General features: G+C 73.4%; 16 protein-coding genes. 6 read left to right on the top strand and 10 right to left on the bottom strand.

Annotated features, from left to right (window positions below; all coding sequences use genetic code 11):
* Positions 1–15: 15 nt before the first annotated feature.
* From ABZ452_RS13225 to ABZ452_RS13215, 3 genes are read left to right on the top strand one after another with little or no spacing between them, the layout of a single operon-like run.
* Positions 16–891: a glutamate ABC transporter substrate-binding protein gene (locus ABZ452_RS13225; RefSeq protein ID WP_357942125.1), complete on the top strand. Its 876-nt coding sequence runs from the start codon at positions 16–18 to the stop codon at positions 889–891.
* Between the two features lie 37 nt (positions 892–928).
* Complete coding sequence (locus ABZ452_RS13220) at positions 929–1636, top strand: amino acid ABC transporter permease (protein ID WP_357942123.1); 708 nt, start codon at positions 929–931, stop codon at positions 1634–1636.
* Complete coding sequence (locus ABZ452_RS13215; RefSeq protein WP_357942121.1) at positions 1633–2601, top strand: amino acid ABC transporter permease; 969 nt, start codon at positions 1633–1635, stop codon at positions 2599–2601. Before ABZ452_RS13220 ends, ABZ452_RS13215 begins: the two co-directional genes overlap by 4 nt.
* Before the next feature lie 63 nt (positions 2602–2664).
* On the opposite strand, the gene rny is transcribed toward ABZ452_RS13215, so the two are convergent.
* The 7 genes from rny to ABZ452_RS13180 all read right to left on the bottom strand — a co-directional run bounded on the left by rny (position 2665) and on the right by ABZ452_RS13180 (position 11222).
* A complete protein-coding gene (gene rny, locus ABZ452_RS13210) occupies positions 2665–4431 on the bottom strand; it encodes a ribonuclease Y (protein WP_357942119.1) in 1767 nt (588 codons plus the stop codon).
* A 1288-nt stretch (positions 4432–5719) separates the two neighbouring features.
* Positions 5720–6424: a 3-keto-5-aminohexanoate cleavage protein gene (locus ABZ452_RS13205; protein ID WP_357942117.1), complete on the bottom strand. Its 705-nt coding sequence runs from the start codon at positions 6422–6424 to the stop codon at positions 5720–5722.
* Between the two features lie 92 nt (positions 6425–6516).
* Positions 6517–7215: a regulatory protein RecX gene (locus ABZ452_RS13200; protein WP_357942115.1), complete on the bottom strand. Its 699-nt coding sequence runs from the start codon at positions 7213–7215 to the stop codon at positions 6517–6519.
* A 14-nt stretch (positions 7216–7229) separates the two neighbouring features.
* Positions 7230–8276: a recombinase RecA gene (gene recA / locus ABZ452_RS13195; RefSeq protein WP_091269420.1), complete on the bottom strand. Its 1047-nt coding sequence runs from the start codon at positions 8274–8276 to the stop codon at positions 7230–7232.
* Positions 8277–8460: 184 nt separating this feature from the next.
* Complete coding sequence (locus ABZ452_RS13190) at positions 8461–8661, bottom strand: DUF3046 domain-containing protein (RefSeq protein WP_355060932.1); 201 nt, start codon at positions 8659–8661, stop codon at positions 8461–8463.
* 3 nt (positions 8662–8664) lie between these two features.
* Positions 8665–10008 carry an MFS transporter gene (locus tag ABZ452_RS13185; protein WP_357942112.1) on the bottom strand — a complete coding sequence of 448 codons (1344 nt, stop codon included), beginning with the start codon at positions 10006–10008 and terminating at the stop codon, positions 8665–8667.
* Positions 10009–10079: 71 nt separating this feature from the next.
* Positions 10080–11222, bottom strand: a complete 1143-nt coding sequence (locus ABZ452_RS13180) for an acyl-CoA dehydrogenase family protein (protein ID WP_357942110.1) — start codon at positions 11220–11222, stop codon at positions 10080–10082.
* Positions 11223–11386: 164 nt separating this feature from the next.
* Between ABZ452_RS13180 and ABZ452_RS13175 the strand changes: the two genes are divergently transcribed.
* Entirely contained in the window at positions 11387–12040 is a 654-nt protein-coding gene (locus tag ABZ452_RS13175) for a 4a-hydroxytetrahydrobiopterin dehydratase (RefSeq protein WP_357942108.1), read from the top strand.
* On the opposite strand, the gene ABZ452_RS13170 is transcribed toward ABZ452_RS13175, so the two are convergent.
* A complete protein-coding gene (locus ABZ452_RS13170; RefSeq protein ID WP_357942106.1) occupies positions 12037–12735 on the bottom strand; it encodes a UdgX family uracil-DNA binding protein in 699 nt (232 codons plus the stop codon). The genes ABZ452_RS13175 and ABZ452_RS13170 overlap by 4 nt on opposite strands.
* Before the next feature lie 225 nt (positions 12736–12960).
* The gene (locus ABZ452_RS13165; RefSeq protein WP_357942104.1) at positions 12961–14298 is read right to left on the bottom strand and encodes an aminotransferase class I/II-fold pyridoxal phosphate-dependent enzyme; all 1338 of its coding nucleotides are present in this window, start codon (positions 14296–14298) and stop codon (positions 12961–12963) included.
* A gap of 38 nt (positions 14299–14336) precedes the next feature.
* Here ABZ452_RS13165 and ABZ452_RS13160 point away from each other — a divergent pair, with 38 nt between their 5' ends.
* Together ABZ452_RS13160 and leuE are read left to right on the top strand one after the other, a co-directional pair.
* Positions 14337–15584: a bifunctional pyridoxamine 5'-phosphate oxidase family protein/GNAT family N-acetyltransferase gene (locus ABZ452_RS13160; protein ID WP_357942102.1), complete on the top strand. Its 1248-nt coding sequence runs from the start codon at positions 14337–14339 to the stop codon at positions 15582–15584.
* Positions 15581–16249, top strand: coding sequence for a leucine efflux protein LeuE (gene leuE / locus ABZ452_RS13155; protein WP_357942100.1), 669 nt, complete (start codon positions 15581–15583; stop codon positions 16247–16249). The genes ABZ452_RS13160 and leuE overlap by 4 nt, the downstream gene beginning before the upstream one ends.
* Before the next feature lie 40 nt (positions 16250–16289).
* On the opposite strand, the gene ABZ452_RS13150 is transcribed toward leuE, so the two are convergent.
* Positions 16290–17216 (bottom strand): sporulation protein, encoded by a 927-nt coding sequence (locus ABZ452_RS13150; RefSeq protein ID WP_357942098.1) that lies wholly within the window; start codon positions 17214–17216, stop codon positions 16290–16292.
* Between the last annotated feature and the right edge of the window lie 112 nt (positions 17217–17328).

Below are 17328 nucleotides of genomic sequence, written 5' to 3'. Positions count from 1 at the left end.
TAGAAGGAGATGAGTATGCGTTTGAAGCGCGTGGCCGCGGTTGCCGCGGCGGCGACCCTGGCGCTGGGCATGGCCGCCTGTGGTGGTGACAGCGACGAGGGCACCGGCTCGGGCAGCAAGTCCTTCGCCGCCGGCAGCACGATGGAGCGCCTGAACAAGGCGCAGAAGATCAAGATCGGCACCAAGTTCGACCAGCCGGGCTTCGGCCAGAAGGGCCTGTCGGGCAAGCCGGAGGGCTTCGACGTCGAGATCGCCAAGATCATCGTCAAGGAACTCGGCATCCCCGAGGACAAGATCGAGTACGTCGAGGCCCCGTCGAAGGTCCGCGAGGACGTGATCGTCAACGGCACCGTCGACCTGGTCGCGGCGACCTACACGATCAACGACAAGCGCAAGGAGCGCATCGCCTTCGCCGGGCCGTACTACGAGGCCGGCCAGAACATCATGGTGAAGAAGGACGACACCACCATCACCGGCCCGGACTCCTTCAAGGACGGCACCAAGAAGGTCTGCTCGGTGACCGGCTCGACGCCGGCCGAGGAGATCAAGAAGTACGTGAAGGACGTCGGCACCCAGCTGGTGCTCTTCGACACCTACGACAAGTGCCGCGACGCCCTCAAGGGCGGCCAGGTGAACGCGGTGACCACGGACAACGTGATCCTGCTCGGCTACATCGCCAAGGACGAGGCCTCCTTCAAGATGGCCGGCGACAACTTCACCAAGGAGCCCTACGGCATCGGTGTCAAGAAGGAGGACACCGACTTCCGTAACTTCATCAACGACACCCTGGAGAAGGCCTTCCAGGACGGTAGCTGGAAGAAGGCCTGGGACGACACCGCCGGCAAGTTCGGCGCCACCCTGGGCAGCGCTCCGACCGTCAACCGCTACTGATCTGACCTGATCTGGAGGGTGGGGAGGAAACCGACCCGTGAGTGTGCTCATCGACAAGTTCGACGTCTTCGCGGGTGGATTCTGGCTCACCCTCCAGATCTGCGTACTCGCCGCGATCGGCGCCCTGATCCTGGGCGCCGTCGTGGCGGTGCTGCGGATCTCCCCGGTGCCACCGCTGCGGGCGCTCGGCACCGGTTACGTGAACGTCTTCCGGAACATGCCGCTGACCGTGGTCATGTTCTTCGCCGCCTTCGGGCTGCCGGCGCTCGGCTCGAACGCCGACTTCCTGCGCATCCCGGGGCTGGACGCGATCTTCAGCCGGCTCGGCACCGACCTGCCGTACTTCCGCTTCGCGCTCATCGCGCTGGTGCTCTACACGGCGGCGTTCGTCTGCGAGGCGCTGCGCTCCGGAGTGAACGCGGTCCCGGCCGGGCAGGCGGAAGCGGCCCGGTCGCTGGGCCTCACCTTCGGCCAGAACCTCCGGTACGTGGTGCTGCCCCAGTCCTGGAAGGCATCCGTGGTGCCGCTCGGTTCGGTCATCATCGCGATGATCAAGAACTCGGCGCTGGTCGGCTTCTTCGGCGTCGTCGGTGACCTGTCGCAGACCGCCGACCAGCTCACCTCGGCCGGCGGCTACGCCTTCATCCCGGTGGCCATCGGCATCTCCGTCGGCTACCTGATCATGACGGTGCCGCTCGGTGCACTGCTCGACCGGATCGAGAAGCGACAGGCGGTGGCCCGGTGAGCCAGCAGACGACCGTCCTCTACGACGTCCCGGGTCCTCGCCAGCGGCGCGTCACCCTGATCAGCAGCCTGGTCGCCACCGTCCTGGTGCTGGTCGGAGCGTACTTCCTGATCTACCGGCCGCTGGCCGACAAGGGCCAGTTCTCGATGGAACTGTGGGGGCCGCTGGTCGACCCCTCGAACGAGAACTTCCCCCTCGTCTGGGACCGGATCGGCCTCGGCCTGAAGAACACCCTGACCGCCGCCGCGCTGGCCATCGTCGCCTCCCTCGTGGTCGGCACCCTGATCGCCGTGCTGCGGATCCAGCTCAAGAGCCTGACCCGGCGGCGCTTCACCGGGCTGGCCACCCCGCTGGCGTACCCGCTGCGGGGGCTGAGCTGGCTGCTGTCCGCGGTCACCCGGGTCTGCGTCGAGGTGTTCCGGGGCCTGCCCGTGGTCCTCACCATCTTCTTCGTGGCGCGTGGCTTCCCCGAGTTCGGCATCTCGTTCGACAACCTCTGGTACCTGGTCATCGGCCTGACCGTCTACAACTCGGTGGTCATCGCCGAGATCCTCCGCTCCGGCATGGAGGGTCTGCCCGGCGGCCAGGCCGAGGCCGCCGCCGCGATCGGGCTCTCGCCCGCCCAGACCACCCGGATGATCCTGCTGCCGCAGGCGTTCCGGATCATGCTTCCGGCGCTGATCAGCCAGCTCGTCGTGGTGCTCAAGGACACCTCGCTCGGCTTCATCATCAGCTACGAGGAGACGCTCAACATCGGCAAGCAGATCATCGGCGTGCTGGGCAACCCGATCCAGGTGTACGTGGTGATCGCGGTGCTGTTCATCGCGGTGAACTACTCGCTGTCGAAGCTGGCGCAGTACGTCCAGCGCCGGCTCTCCCGGGGCCGCAAGACCGCCGGCACCCCGGCGCAGAACCCGCCGCCCGCGGCACTGATGTCGCAGGCCGAGGGCGCCGGCGGCATCTGAGATCACCTGACCCGACGAAAGGCCGGCCCGGATCCCCGGGCCGGCCTTTCGCATTCCCTGTCGTCAGCGGGCGATCTCGGTGACCCGGGACTCGCGGACCACGGTCACCCGGATCTGACCGGGGTAGGTCAGCTCCTCCTCGATCTGCTTGGCCACGTCCCGGGCCAGCACCGCCGCGCCGATGTCGTCGACGTCCTCCGGCTTGACCATCACCCGGATCTCCCGGCCGGCCTGCATGGCGAAGACCTTCTCCACGCCGAGCTTGCCGGCCGCGATCTCCTCGATCCGCTCCAGCCGCTTGACGTACGCCTCCAGGCTCTCCCGCCGCGCCCCCGGCCGCCCGCCCGAGCAGGCGTCCGAGGCCTGGGTGAGCACCGCCTCGATGGTCTGCGGCGGCACCTCGTTGTGGTGCGCCTCGATGGCGTGCACCACGTCCTCGCTCTCCCCGTACTTGCGGGCCAGGTCGGCGCCGATGATCGCGTGGCTGCCCTCCACCTCGTGGGTGAGCGCCTTGCCGATGTCGTGCAGGAACGCGCAGCGCTTGATCGTCGGCACGTCCAGCCGCAGCTCGGCGGCCATGATCCCGGCGATGTGCGCGGTCTCCACCAGGTGCTTGAGCACGTTCTGCCCGTACGACGTCCGGTAGCGCAGCCGACCCAGCAGGGTGACCAGCTCCGGGTGGATCTCGGTGATGCCGACCTCGACCAGGGCGTCCTCGGCGGCCCGGTGGCAGAGCTCCTCCACCTCGTGCCGGGCGAGGTCGTAGACCTCCTCGATCCGGTGCGGGTGGATCCGGCCGTCGAGCACCAGCTTCTCCAGGGTGAGCCGGCCGACCTCCCGGCGCACCGGGTCGAAGCAGGAGAGCAGGACCGCCTCGGGGGTGTCGTCGATGATCAGGTTGACCCCGGTGACCGACTCGAAGGCGCGGATGTTGCGTCCCTCCCGGCCGATGATCCGCCCCTTCATCTCGTCCCCGGGCAGGTGCAGGACGCTGACCACGCTCTCCGCGGTCTGCTCGCTGGCCACCCGCTGGATGGCGTCGACCACGATGTGCCGGGCCCGCTGCTCGGCGGTGCCACGGGCGTCGGCCTCGATCTCCCGGACCAGCAGCGCGGCCTCCCGCTTGGCCTGCCCCTCGATCGACTCGACCAGCTCGGCCCGGGCCGTGTCGGCGGTCAGGCCCGCCACCCGCTCCAGCTCGCGGCGGCGCTGCTCCTCGGCCTCGGCGAGCGCCCGCTCCCGCTCCACCAGGGCGGCCTCCCGGGCGGCGAGTGCGGCGCTCGCGGCGGTGAGCTGCCGCTCCCGCTCGGCGAGCCGCTCCACCTCCTCGGTGTGCAGCCGTTCCCGCTCGTCCATCCGGGCCGCCCGCCGCTCGACCTCGGCGGCCTGCTCACGGGTGGTCGCGGCGAGCACCGCCACCTCCCGCTCGCCGCTGCGCCGGGCGGCGGCGCGGAGCTGGTCGGCGTCCGCCTCGGCCTGCTTGTGCGCCCGCTCCAGCACCGTGTCGGCCTCGGCCCGGGCGTCGTCGAGCACCCGCCGGGCCTCGGCCCGGGCCGCCTTCGCCTCGGCCTTGGCGGCGGCCGCCTCGGCACGGGCCGCGGCGGCGGCCGACTTCGCCACGTCGATGGTGCTGTTCGCCTCGTCGGCGGCGCTGCGCAGGGCCGCCAGGGACTGCTCCTGGCGGTCCTTCTCGGCGATGAAAGCCGGGTCCTCGGGTGCGGGCGCGAGACTGAGCCGGCGCATGGCGCGCACACCGAACAGGACGGCGCCCACCACCACCACGACGAGCAGCAGCACCACCGCGAGGATGACGACGTCGAAGGCGCTCATGCGGCCGCTCCGGGCCGGCGCGCGCCCACTCCGACCAGGGCCGGCGCGCCGACGCCGATCAGGGCCGGCCGACCTGCTCCGACCAGGGCCGGCCCACCTGCTCCGATCGGGGCCGGCCCACCTGCTTCGATCGGGGCCGGCCTACCTGCTCCGATCGGGTGCCGTAGATCGGCAGCCAGCGCACCCCGAACTCGGTCCGGGCCGTCGCCCGGCGAGGAGCGGCCGGCGGCGTGTGGAAGACCGCCGGTGAACCTCTGCCGCCCCGCCATGGCTGCCTCCCCTGAACGTCGGCACCGCAGGCGGCGTGCGGACGGCACGCACCTGCGGCTCTGGACGCCCGACCGGAGCGGCTGGCTGTGGGTAGCTTCCGTCGGCGGTGCCCACCTCGGGGCATCGCCGGCGGCCGGTTGCAGTTGTCGGTCGGCCCCGGACCGGTCGTCCGGAGCTTGCCGTCAAGGGCCGGTGAAGCTGGCCAAAGTGATGCTGTTCTGTTACGCGATCTATGTTGTGCGCTTAGCCTGCGCTGGTCGGGCAAAGTGAGCCTGTATGGCGAGGCTAGGTCTCCAGGGGCCGTTCGGTCAAGAACTCATGATCAAACCACCCGGACGGAGAGAAGTTGTGACGTCACGCAGCGGTGTCCAGATGCCGGACACGGCCGGACAAACCTCGCCGGTCCCGGCCTCCCCGGTCACGTTCCCGACCTGCTCAGGGGCCGCAAGGCGACCGTTCTCGGCACCTGCCGAGGTGACCTCGCGCCGGCTCCGGCGGGCTCACCACTTCCCGCAAGAGTGATTCGCGTTTCACCGGCTATCCGGATCTCCGCCGAGGGTGGGCGCGGCATCCGCCGGCGCTCTTCCGCCGCCTCGCGACCTGATGTCGTGACCGACTCACCGCGCCCGCGCTCCGCTCCGGGCGCCGACATGACCAGATCTTGGCGAGTTTCCGTTCGGGGCGAACGGTAACTCGCCAAGATCTCGCCGCGCATCGAGAGGCGGAGGAGCGGCAGGGCAGGAATGGCGACAGAGCGACGCCCCAAAGCGCTGCTTCCGCGTCACCGACCCGGCGCTCGCGCAACCGCCGGCTTAGCGGGCGCACGACCGCCAGCCAGCGGGCGCACGGTTACCGACCCAGCGGACGCACGGTTACCGGCCCAACGGGCGCACGGTTACCGGCCCAACGGGCGCACGGTTACCGGCCCAGCAGGCGCACAGTCACCGGCCCAGCGAGCGCACGGGTACCAACCCAGCGAGCGCACGGTTACCAGCCCAGCGGGCGCACGGTTGCCGGCTCAGTGGGCGCCGAGGACTCGGGCCGCCGTCACGAGCGCCACGTTGTCCGGGGCCACGGTGCCGTCCGGCAGGAGCAGGGTGTCCTCCAGGCCGATCCGGGTGTGCAGGCCGCGGCGGACGGCCTCGGCGAGCACCGGCCAGGTCGCCGGGCCCTCGCCGTGCAGCAGCACGGGCGGGCGGTCGGCGGGCAGCGCGGCCAGGATGGCGGTGGCGTCGGCGAGGGCCACGTCGAGCTCCTCGGCCAGGCACTCGACGAGGACCCGCCCGGTCGGCGCCGGCCAGCGGCGCCAGGCCTCGACCGCGGCCACCGTCCACAGGCCGGCCTCGACCATGACGTCCCGCTCGTGCAGGGCGGCCGCGACGGCCGCCGCGCCGGGTTCGTGGGCGTTGACGGAGGCGAAGTCGGGCAGCACCGTCCAGGCGCGTACGGCGGCGACCCGGTCGGCGGGCTCGGGGGCGATCCAGGCGCCGGTGCTCACCCCGACGGGCAGGCCGGGCCGGGCCGCCCGGATCGCGGTGACCGCCGCCGCGATCACGCCCGGGTCGAGCGACTCGGCGCCGCCGGCGTCGCGCGGGTGCACGTGCACGGCCGCCGCCCCGGCCGCCGCGCACCGGACCGCCTCGGCAGCCAACTCGTCCGGCGTTACCGGCACGGCGGGGTGCTCCCGCCTGCCCCGTCCCCCGTTCAGACAGGCCTTCAACACGGCCGCACACCTCCCCAGGAGTCGATCATGAAGTTGTTGCGCCGACACGCCACCGCGCCGGGCACCAATTCATGATCACCAGGGCGGGCGGGTCAGTCGAGGGGGCGGGAGGCCGGGTCGAGGTCGTGCTCGGCGTCGGCGAGGGCGTCGGCGTCGATGTGCTCGGCGAACTCGGCCGCCTCGGCGCTCTGCGCGGCCAGCGCGTCCTTGACGGCCCGGATGGCCACGCCGGCCGGGTAGCCCTTGCGGGCCAGCATGCCGACCAGGCGACGGAACACCGCGTCGGGCGCGCCCCGGGTCACGCGCAGCTTCCGCTCCACCAGGGCCCGGGCGGTCTCCGCCTCGGTCTCCTCGTCGAGCTCGTCGAGAGCCTCGCTGGCCACCTCACCGTCGACGCCGCGCTGGCGCAGCTCGTTGGCGAGCGCCCGGCGGGCCAGCCCGCGACCGTTGTGGCGACTGCTCACCCAGGCGCGGGCGAAGGCGGCGTCGTCGACGAGGCCGACCTCGTCGTAGCGGTCGAGGACCTGGTCGGCGACCTCCTCGGAGATGCCCCGCTTCGCCAGGGCGCCGGCCAGCTCGGCACGGGTGCGCGGCCGGACCGCGAGCTGCCGAAGGCAGATCTCCCGGGCCACCTCGGCCTCGTCGCGGGGCGGCGCCGGGGTCGCCCCGGCATCGGGCTCCTCGGACCGGCCCCGGCGGCCACGGCGCGGCCGGGGTGGACTGGTGGCGTCACCCGTGCGGGGCGGGCTGGCATCCCAGCCCCGCCCCGTACGGGCGCGTCGTCCTGCCACGGGTCAGCCGGGGATCAGAAGTCGACCGGCGGCAGCTCCGGGCCGCCGGCGGCGTCGCCCGCGCCGGTGCCGACGCCGAGCTTCTCCAGGATCTTCTTCTCGATCTCGGCCGCCACGTCCGGGTTCTCCCGGAGGAACTCGCGGGCCTTCTCCTTGCCCTGGCCGAGCTGGTCGCCGTCGTAGGTGTACCAGGCGCCGGACTTGCGGATGATCGCCTGCTCCACGCCGACGTCGATCAGCGAGCCCTCGCGGGAGATGCCCTTGCCGTACATGATGTCGAACTCGGCCTGCTTGAACGGCGCGGCGACCTTGTTCTTCACGACCTTGACGCGGGTGCGGTTGCCGACCACGTCGGTGCCGTCCTTGAGGCTCTCGATGCGGCGCACGTCGAGCCGGACCGAGGCGTAGAACTTGAGCGCCCGACCACCGGTAGTGGTCTCCGGGCTGCCGAACATCACGCCGATCTTCTCGCGGAGCTGGTTGATGAAGATCGCCGTGGTGCCGGTGTTGTTGAGCACGCCGGTGATCTTCCGGAGCGCCTGGCTCATGAGCCGGGCCTGCAGACCCACGTGGCTGTCGCCCATCTCGCCCTCGATCTCGGCGCGCGGCACCAGGGCCGCGACCGAGTCGATCACGATGATGTCGATCGCGCCGGAGCGGACCAGCATGTCGGCGATCTCCAGCGCCTGCTCGCCGGTGTCCGGCTGGGAGACCAGCAGGGCGTCGGTGTCGACGCCGAGGGCCTTCGCGTATTCCGGGTCGAGCGCGTGCTCGGCGTCGATGAAGGCGGCGATGCCGCCGGCCCGCTGCGCGTTGGCCACCGCGTGCAGGGCCACCGTGGTCTTACCGCTGGACTCGGGACCGTAGATCTCGACGACCCGGCCGCGGGGCAGGCCGCCCACGCCCAGCGCCACGTCGAGCGCGATGGAACTGGTGGGGATGACCGCCGTCTGGACGACGGGTCGCTCCCCCAGCCGCATCACTGAACCCTTGCCGAACTGCTTGTCGATCTGAGCGAGAGCAAGGTCGAGTGCCTTCTCCCGGTCCGGCCCTGCCGCCATCGTTGCCACCCCTGCCTTCGCCGGCGTCTTCCCTGAGCTTCGCGTCACGCGGACACGCTAGGCGCTGGGTCCGACAGAAAACCAGCCGACGGGCCGCGAGCTGTGGACGAGCACCCCGCTGTGGACAATAGCCGAACAGGTGTACGACTCGACAAGCGACACGCGGAACCGGCGAAAAGGCTGCTCAGCGTAGTCGCGCGGGCACCCGGTCGGGATACGCGGCGACGACCGCGCGCCACACCACGTGTGTCTCCACCCCCGCCGCCAGGGCCTGCTCGATGGTCCGCCCGCCGAGCTGGGACAGCACCTGGTCGCTGGCGATGCTGGTCGCGTAGCCCGGCCCGAACGCCTCCGCCAGCCGCGCCCAGAAGTCGGTCAGCCGCACGTGTCACTCCTCCTCGTCGGGCACCTCGTCCGAGGGACGCCCGAGTTCGTCCGCCGCCCCGACGGGCGCCGGACGCAACGCTAGCGCCACCAGCGGCACCACCGCGATCGCCGCCAGCAGGGTCAGGGTCGGATAACCCACGGCCCGCATGACAAACCCGCTCGCCGCCGCCGCGCCCGCCCCGGCCAGGCCCATGACCAGGTCGGACAGGCCCTGCACGCCGGGCCGGTCGGCGGTGGGCACCGACTCCGACAGCAGGGTCGAGCCGGCCACCATGGTGCCCGACCAGCCCAGCCCGAGCAGGGCCAGACCCACCGAGAGCAGCGGGGTGTGGTGCCCGGCGGTGCCGGCGACCGCGCAGGCGGCCAGCAGCAGGGCCACCCCGCCGAGGATCACCGGGCGCCGGCCCAGCCGGTCGGTGAGCCAGCCGACCAGCGGGGAGAGCGCGTACATGCCGGCGATGTGCAGGCTGAGCACGATGCCGACCACCCGCAGCACGTCCGCGTCGGAGTGCGACTCGCCGAGGCGTACCGGGGTCATCGACATCACGGCGACCATCACGAGGTGGCCCACGGCCACGGCGGCGATGCCGAGGCGGGCGGCGGGCCGCCCGCGTACCGTGCGCCAGGCCGCGACCATGCCCGCGCGACGCCGGGCCGACGACGCCGGTGCGGCGCCCGGGCCGACCGGGGTCTCGGCCGCCGCCAGCCGGCGCGCGGTGAGCAGCGGGTCCGGCCGGAGCAACACCGCGAGTACGGCGGCGGCCAGCACGAACGCGGCGGCGCTGAAGGCGAACGGGCCGGCCAGCGCCGGCAGGCCCCAGCCGCGGGTGGTGGCGTCGGCGAGCGCGGCGAAGTTCGGCGCCGCCACCGCGCCGATGGTGGTGGCCCAGACGACCAGCGAGAGCTGGCGCCCCCGGCGGGCCGGCTCGGCCAGGTCCACGGCCGTGTAGCGGGCCTGGAGGTTGGCCGCGGTCCCGCCCCCGAAGAGCAGCATGCCGACGAAGAGCAGCGGCACCAGGTGCAGCACGGTGGAGACCACCACGAGCACGCCCCCGACCGCCCCGACGAGGTACGCGGTGACGAGCCCCGGCCGCCGCCCCCGGGCCGTCATGATCCGGGTGACCGGAACGGCGAGCAGCGCGGCGCCGACCACCCCGGCGCTCTGCGCCACGCCGGCCAGGGCGGTGCCGGCGACCCGGGCGGCGAGCAGCGCGCCGACCGAGATGCCGATGGTGACGCCGATGCCGCCGATGATCTGGGTGAGGAAGAGCAGCCGGACGGTGCGCCGCTGGATCGGGGCGACGTCGAGCCGGCTCGGGGCCGGCGTGGTCAGGTCGGTGGCCATGGCGGATGCTCCTGGGAGTAAGGGGTGACCCATCCTCCCGCACCCGACCCGGTCGCGGGCACCCGGTTTCGCTAGAGGCCGAGGCCCCGGCCGATGATCTCCTTCATGATCTCGGTGGTGCCGCCGTAGATCGTCTGCACCCGGCTGTCCAGCCAGGCCTTCGCCACCGGGTACTCCAGCATGAAGCCGTAGCCGCCGTGCAGCTGCACGCAGCGGTCGGCGACCCTGTTCTGCAGCTCGGTGGTCCACCACTTGGCCTTCGCCGCGTCGGTCACCGAGAGCCGGCCGGCGTTGAACTCGGCCACGCAGTGGTTGACGAACGTCCGCGCGATGGTGACCTCGGTGTCCAGCTCGGCCAGGAGGAACCGGTTGTGCTGGAACCGCCCGATCGGCCGGCCGAACGCCTCCCGGGAGCGGGCGTAGTCGAGGGTGAGCGCGAGCAGCTTCTCGGCCGCGGCCACCGCGGCGACCGCGATGCTCAGCCGCTCCCGGGGCAGGTTGCCCATCAGGTGGTAGAAGCCGTGGTTCTCGGTGCCGATCAGGTTCTCCGCCGGCACCCGGCAGTCGTCGAAGAACAGCTCGGCGGTGTCGTTGGCCTTCAGGCCGACCTTGGCGAGCCGCCGGCCGCGGCCGAAGCCGGGCGTGCCGGTCTCCACCACGATCAGGCTCACCCCGTGCGCGCCCTGGTCGGGGGCGGTCTTGGCGACGACCACCACGAGGTCGGACAGCTCGCCGTTGGTGATGAACGTCTTCTGCCCGTTGAGCACCCAGCTGTCGCCGTCGCGGACCGCGCTCGTGCGGATGCCGGCCAGGTCGCTGCCCGCGCCCGGCTCGCTCATCGCGATGGCGGTGACCAGGTCGCCGGAGCAGAAGCCCGGGAGCCAGCGCTTGCGCTGGTCGTCGGTGGTCAGCTCGGTCAGGTACGGGGCCACCACGTCGTTGTGCAGCCCGAAGCCCAGCCCGCTGCAGCCGGCCGCGACGATCTCCTCGTCGAGCACCGCGTTGAACCGGAAGTCGCGCTGCCCGCCGCCGCCGTGCTCGGGGTCCACGTCCATGCCGAGCAGCCCGGCCGCGCCCGCCTTGCGCCACACCTCCCGGTCGACGATCCCGTCGGCCTCCCAGCGCTCGTGGTGCGGCACGGCCTCCCGGGCGAGGAACTGCCGGCACAGGTCCCGGAACTCCTGGTGGACGGGCTCGTAGAGATGCTGCTCCATGGCGGCCAGTCTGGCACCGACGACCCGCGCTGCCCAGAGGTGATCCGCGCTCAGCTCCACCGGGTGGCGCCGGTGACCGGGACGAAGCCGGGCGGGTCGTGGAGCGGGCGGCCGGCGCGCCGTGGCACTGGTCCAGCGCCCCCGGGATACGCCAGCATGGCGGGATGAGCACGCTGACCGGAACGCAGATCGCCGACGCCGGCCTGGACGGGTGGACCTATCTGCTCGGCGCCCTGCACACCCGTATCCGTACGCCGGACTTCGCCGCCGGGCTGTCCCTGGTGGACGCCATCGGCGCGGAGGCCGAGCGGCGGGACCACCATCCCGACCTGGATCTGCGCTACACCCACGTCGACGTGCGGCTCTGGTCGCACGACGCGCGCGGCGTCACCGACCGCGACGTCCGGCTGGCCCGGGCCATCTCCGCGCTCGCGGCGGAGGCCGGCCTGTCGCCGGCGCACACCGGTGTGTCCCGGCTCGAACTCGCCCTGGACAGCCCGGACTTCGCCGCCGTGCTGCCGTTCTGGCGGGCGGTGCTGGCCGTCGAGCACCTGGCCGGGCCCGGGTTCGGCGACGAGCTGCGCGATCCGGCCGGCGCGCTGCCCACGGTGTGGTTCCAGGAGTCCGGCCGCGAGGAGCCCCGCCAGCGCTGGCACCCCGACGTGTGGGTGGACCCGGCGGAGGTGGCGCCGCGCATCGAGGCCGCGCTCGCGGCGGGCGGGACGCTGGTCAGCGACGCGGCGGCGCCGCACTTCTGGGTGCTCGCGGACTCCGACGGCAACCGGGTCTGCCTCTGCACCTCGCAGGGGCGCGACTAGCGCAGCGCGCGGGCGGCCACCTTCAGGTCCTTCACGAGGCCGTCGTAGGCGACGTCCTGGTTGTCGGCGCGCAGCACGGCGGAGGGGTGGATGGTGGCCAGCAGCCGGGCCTCCGGCGCGTCGGCGACCGTGCCGGCGCTGTCGACCGGGACCCGGGCGAAGTCCTCCGGGTGCTGGGCGGCGGCCGGCCAGGGCAGCAGCTCGCCGCGTTGCTTCGTCACGCGGAAGGCCGGGCCGAGCAGGGCCTTGGCGGCGGTGGCGCCGAGCACCACCACGATCTCGGGGTGCAGCCGGGCGAACTCGGCGACCAGCCAGGGCCGGCAGGCGGTGATGTGCACCCGGTCGGGCGTCTGGTGGATCCGCCGCTTGCCGCGCAGTTCGAAGCGGAAGTGCTTCACGGCGTTGGTGAGGTAGATGTGGCCGGGGTCGATGCCGGCGTCGTCCACGGCCTTGCGCAGCAGTCGGCCGGCCGGGCCGACGAACGGCAGCCCCTTCTGGTCCTCCATGTCGCCGGGCTGCTCACCGACGAGGACCACCCGGGCGCTCTCGTCGCCGCGGCCGAACACCGTCTGCGAGGCGTCCCGGTAGAGCTCGCAGCCCCGGCAGCCGGTGGCGGCCGCGCGCAGCTCGTCGATGGTGTCCGCCTGCGGCGGGATGAACTCCTGGGCTCCGGGGGCGTTCTCGGTCTCGGCCATGCCAGCTTTATATACCGGTTTCGGCATCGACGCCGGATGCGCCCGGGGCCCGCGTCAGTATCCGGAGCCGCCGCCACCGCCGCGCGAGGCCAGCGCGATCGCGATGATCACCAGGATGATCACGACCGCCGCCACGCCGATCCAGAGACCGGTCCGGGATCCGTTCCTAGCCATGCCACACCTCCCGGCCGCGGTTACCCGCCGGCGGCCCCGCCATGCCGCGGCTCAGGCGGTGAAGCCGGCGGGCGCCGGCCGGACCGCGCGGGCCACGGCGTCGGCGAGCGGGCCGAGGTCGGCCTCGTCGAGCCGGCTGACGGTGATCCGCACGCCGGGCGCGGCGGCGATCCGGTTCAGCGCGCCGGGGGCCACCGACCAGCCGGCGTCCCGCAGGGCGGTGACCGCGACCGTCTCGTCCGGCACCGGCACCCAGACGTTGATGCCGGTCCGCCCGTGCGCGGCGAGCCCGCGCGCCGCGAGGGCGTCGACCAGGCCGTCGCGCCGCCGCTCGTAGCTCTCCGCCGCGCGCCCCACCAGGCCGGCGGTGGCCGGATCCTGCCAGAGCGCCAGGACCAGGCGTTGCAGCACGGTGGAGACCCAGCCGGCGCCCACCCGGGCGCGGCCGGCCACCCGGGCCACGGTGGCCTCGTCGCCGGCGAGCACCGCGAGCCGCAGGTCGGGGCCGTAGGGCTTGCTCACCGACCGGACGAAGGCCCACGCCGGGGTCGCCCCGGCGAGCGGGTGCAGGGGTACGCGGGCCAGCTCGGCGGCGTGGTCGTCCTCGATCAGCAGCAGGTCGGGGCGGCCGGCGAGGAGCGTGCGCAGCTCGGCGGCCCGGCCGGCGGAGACGGCGGCGCCGGTGGGGTTCTGGGCCCGGCTCGTGACGATCAGCGCGCGGGCGCCGGCGGCCAGCGCGGCACCGACCCCCGGCGCGGTGGGGCCCTCGTCGTCCACGGGCACCCCGATGGCGCGCAGCCCGAGCGCGGCGACCAGGTCGAGCAGGTTGGCCCAGCCGGGATCCTCGACGGCCACCGCGTCGCCGGGGCGCAGGTGGGCGGTGAGCAGGCGTTCGATGCCGTCGAGCGCGCCGCCGGTCACGGTGATCTCGTCGGCCGGCACCCCGTCGGCGGCGAGCCGGTCCCGGGCGGCGGCGGCCAGCTCGGGCAGGACGGCGCTGGCCGCGTACCCGACGGGTGCGTGGAACTCGGCGGCGAGCGCGGCCAGGTGCGGGCCGAGCGGCGGCAGCAGCCGGCTGTCGGGATTGCCGGCGGAGACGTCGCGGGCGCCGGGCAGCGGCGGGGGCATCAGCGCGGAGCGGCGGCTCGCCACCGGCGGGCGGGGGCGGACCCGGGTGCCGTGCCGGCCGGCGGTGGCGACGAGGCCGCGCTGCCGCAGCTCCTGGTACGCCTTCGCGACGGTGGCCGGGCTGACGCCCAGCTCGGTGGCGAGGGCGCGGACGGCGGGCAGGGCGTCGCCCGGGGCCAGGTCGCCGGCCCGGATGCCGGTTTCCACACTCGCCGAAATCGCCGCCGAGGAGGAGCCGCTGATCTGATAACGTGCTGCCACAGTTCAGAGATTGTACTAGAACGAAGGTGGGATGTCGCATGTACCCCGCGACCGAACGGACGACCGCCACCCGCACCCGCGACCGGATGCACTACGACCGGGAAACCGCCCACGCGCTGCTCGACGAGGCGTACCACTGCGCGCTCGGTTTCACGGTGGACGGCGAGCCGCGCGTCCTGCCCACCCTTGTCGTGCGGGTCGACGACACCCTCTACGTGCACGGCTCCACCGGCAGCCGCCCGCTGCTGGCCGCCCGGGGCGAGGACGGGCTGGCGATCTGCGTCGCGGTCACCCACCTCGACGGGCTGGTCTTCGGCCGCTCCCAGTTCCACCACAGCGCCAACTACCGGTCGCTCGTGGCGCACGGCACCGCCCGGCTGGTCACCGACGAGCGGGAGAAGGCCCGGGTGCTCACCGCGCTCGTGGAGAAGCTGGGCGCCGGGCGCAGCACGGACAGCCGGCCGCCGAACCGCCGGGAACTGGCGGAGACGGCCGTGCTGGCGTTGCCGCTGCGCGAGGTGTCGGTCCGGATCCGGGCCGCCGGGGTGAGCGACGAGCCGGCCGACTACGACCTGCCGTACTGGGCGGGGGTGGTGCCGCTGCGGCTCACCGCCGGCGTGCCCGAGCCGGACGCCGGGGTGACCGCGCCGGTGCCGGCGTACCTGCGGGCGGCCCCGTCGCCCTGGCTGGAGCCGGTGGTGCTGCGCGGCGAGCATGTCGTGCTGGAGCCGCTCGACGAGTCCCACGCCGAGGAGCTGTACGCCGCCCTCGACGACGAGGAGGTCTGGCGGTACGTCGGCAGCCCCCGCCCGGGAAACGTCGCGGAGACGGCCGCCCAGATCCGGGCCGCGCTGGACGCCCACCGGCGCGGGGTGCGGATGCCCTGGGTGCAGCGCTGCGCGGTGACCGGGGCGGTGGTCGGCACCACCTCCTACTACCAGCCCGACGAGGAGCTGCGGACCGTGGAGATCGGCTACACCCAGCTCGGCCGGCCCTGGTGGCGCACCGGGATCAACACCGAGGCCAAGCTGCTGCTGCTCACCCGGGCCTTCGAGGAGCTCGACGCCGTCCGGGTCACCTGGCAGACCAGCTCGCTCAACGAGCGCTCGCAGCGGGCCATCGAACGGCTCGGCGCGACCCGGGAGGGGACGCTGCGGTCCAACCGGCGGCGCGCCGACGGCACCTGGCGGGACTCCGCGCTCTACTCGATGCTCGCCGCGGAGTGGCCAAACGCACAGGTCACGCTGCGGGAACGGCTTCGCCCCGCGGAACCCGTGGCGTCATGATGACCGGCGTGCTGGGGATCACCGACATCTGGACGTACGTGCTGGGCACCGTGGCGATCGTGCTGCTGCCCGGGCCGAACTCGCTCTTCGTGCTGTCCACGGCCGCCCGCCGCGGGGTCGGGGCGGGCTACCGGGCCGCCGGGGGCGTGTTCGTCGGCGACTCGGTGCTGATGATCCTCTCCGCCGCCGGGGTGGCGTCGCTGCTCCGGGCGTACCCGGCGCTCTTCCTCGTGATCAAGTACGCCGGCGCCGCGTACCTCGGGTGGTTGGGGTTGACCATGCTGCGCGGCGCCTGGCGGCGCTGGCGCGACCGCAACGACCCCGCGGCGCCGCGGCTGATCGACGCGGCGGAGCCGGCGGCGGTGCGCGACCCGTTCCGGCGGGCGCTGGTGATCAGCCTGCTCAACCCCAAGGCGATCCTCTTCTTCATCTCCTTCTTCATCCAGTTCGTCGACCCCGGCTACGCCTGGCCGGCGCTGTCGTTCCTGCTGCTCGGCCTGATCGCGCAGGTGACCAGCGCGCTCTACCTGACCGCGCTGATCCTCACCGGCACCTTCCTGGCCGCCCAGTTCCACCGCCGGCGGCGGCTCGCGGCGACCGGGACCACGGCCATCGCGGTGCTCTTCCTCGGCTTCAGCCTGAAGCTCGCCACCGCCTCGGTCTGACCCGGCCTCCCCGGGCGGCCCACCCCGGCCGCGGCCGGCCTCAGGTGCCGTCGCTGCCTCCACCGCCGCCCACACCCGCGCCGCCGGCCGTGCCGCCGAGGCCGTAGCCGGGGGCGACCGGCTCGTCCGGCGGGCGGCTGACGTGCGCGGACTCGCGGATCATGGCGGACCAGTCGGCGGGGGCGGCGGCCGCCGCGTGCCGGTCGATGGCGTGCCGCAGCCAGCCGTCCACGGTGGCGACCCAGTCCCGCCGGTCGGCGCCCGCGTGCCAGACCCGGAACCGGCTGATGCTCTGGTGGGTCACCCCGGCCAGGGAGAGCCGGCGGTCCATCCAGAGCAGCACCTCCAGCCCCGCCGCGTTGGTCACGAAGATCACCTCCAGTTCGGTGATCGGGCCGGCGTAGAGGGGGGCCACCCAGAACCCCAGCCGCTGGTGGAGCGGGAGCGCCTGCTCCACCCCGGGCAACCGCCCGTGCTGGAGCCCGGCCTGCCGCATGAGGAAGCCCAGGGTGTCCAGCGCGGCGAGAATGTGCTGCTGGGTGGGCAGCGGGTGGACGAGGACCGGCACCATGGCGCCCTGGTCCAGGTCCGGGTCGACGGACACCTCGGTACGCAACCCGGTGCGCAGGCTCATCAGCGGCACCCCGCCGAACATGGTCACCGGGGTCTCCCAGGGCAGCGGCATCGCGAAGTCGACCGCCCGCCGCCGACCGGCCGGCACCACGAACCGGCCGGCGATCGGCACCTGGTGGTACTGCAGCAGCCGGTAGGGCGCGTCAGGATCCTCCGGCTCGACCTGCGCCACCAGCCCGAGCCGGATGTGCCGGACGGCGACGTCGGCGCCGCCGGCGGACAGGGTGACCCGGCCGGGGAGGCGCAGGCCGGGGCGGGTGCTCGGGTTGGGCAGCGTGGTGCTCACCGACAGCCCGGTCCACACGGACTCCGACGACACCCCGGTCACCCGCATGCAGCGGGCTTTCCCACCGCCCGCTCCCCCATGCGCCGCCCGCGGCGCACGGTGTGGGTGCGCCTGTTGTCGCTGGAGCGACAACAGACGCACCCGGAGCGGTCGGAGAACC

The organism is Micromonospora sp. NPDC005707, from assembly GCF_040631005.1.
Lineage (GTDB): Bacteria > Actinomycetota > Actinomycetes > Mycobacteriales > Micromonosporaceae > Micromonospora.
The sequence above is the reverse complement of the archived record's forward strand: the minus strand, read 5'-3'. Positions and strand labels throughout refer to the sequence as shown.

Coding starts and splice junctions, on each gene's coding strand:
- ABZ452_RS13185 (WP_357942112.1), bottom strand. CDS start 10,008: ATGGCCACCGACCTGACCACGCCGGCCCCGAGCCGGCTCGACGTCGCC.
- ABZ452_RS13170 (WP_357942106.1), bottom strand. CDS start 12,735: ATGGCCGAGACCGAGAACGCCCCCGGAGCCCAGGAGTTCATCCCGCCG.
- leuE (WP_357942100.1), top strand. CDS start 15,581: ATGATGACCGGCGTGCTGGGGATCACCGACATCTGGACGTACGTGCTG.
- ABZ452_RS13180 (WP_357942110.1), bottom strand. CDS start 11,222: ATGGAGCAGCATCTCTACGAGCCCGTCCACCAGGAGTTCCGGGACCTG.
- ABZ452_RS13150 (WP_357942098.1), bottom strand. CDS start 17,216: ATGCGGGTGACCGGGGTGTCGTCGGAGTCCGTGTGGACCGGGCTGTCG.
- ABZ452_RS13175 (WP_357942108.1), top strand. CDS start 11,387: ATGAGCACGCTGACCGGAACGCAGATCGCCGACGCCGGCCTGGACGGG.
- ABZ452_RS13225 (WP_357942125.1), top strand. CDS start 16: ATGCGTTTGAAGCGCGTGGCCGCGGTTGCCGCGGCGGCGACCCTGGCG.
- recA (WP_091269420.1), bottom strand. CDS start 8,276: ATGGCGGCAGGGCCGGACCGGGAGAAGGCACTCGACCTTGCTCTCGCT.
- ABZ452_RS13160 (WP_357942102.1), top strand. CDS start 14,337: ATGTACCCCGCGACCGAACGGACGACCGCCACCCGCACCCGCGACCGG.
- rny (WP_357942119.1), bottom strand. CDS start 4,431: ATGAGCGCCTTCGACGTCGTCATCCTCGCGGTGGTGCTGCTGCTCGTC.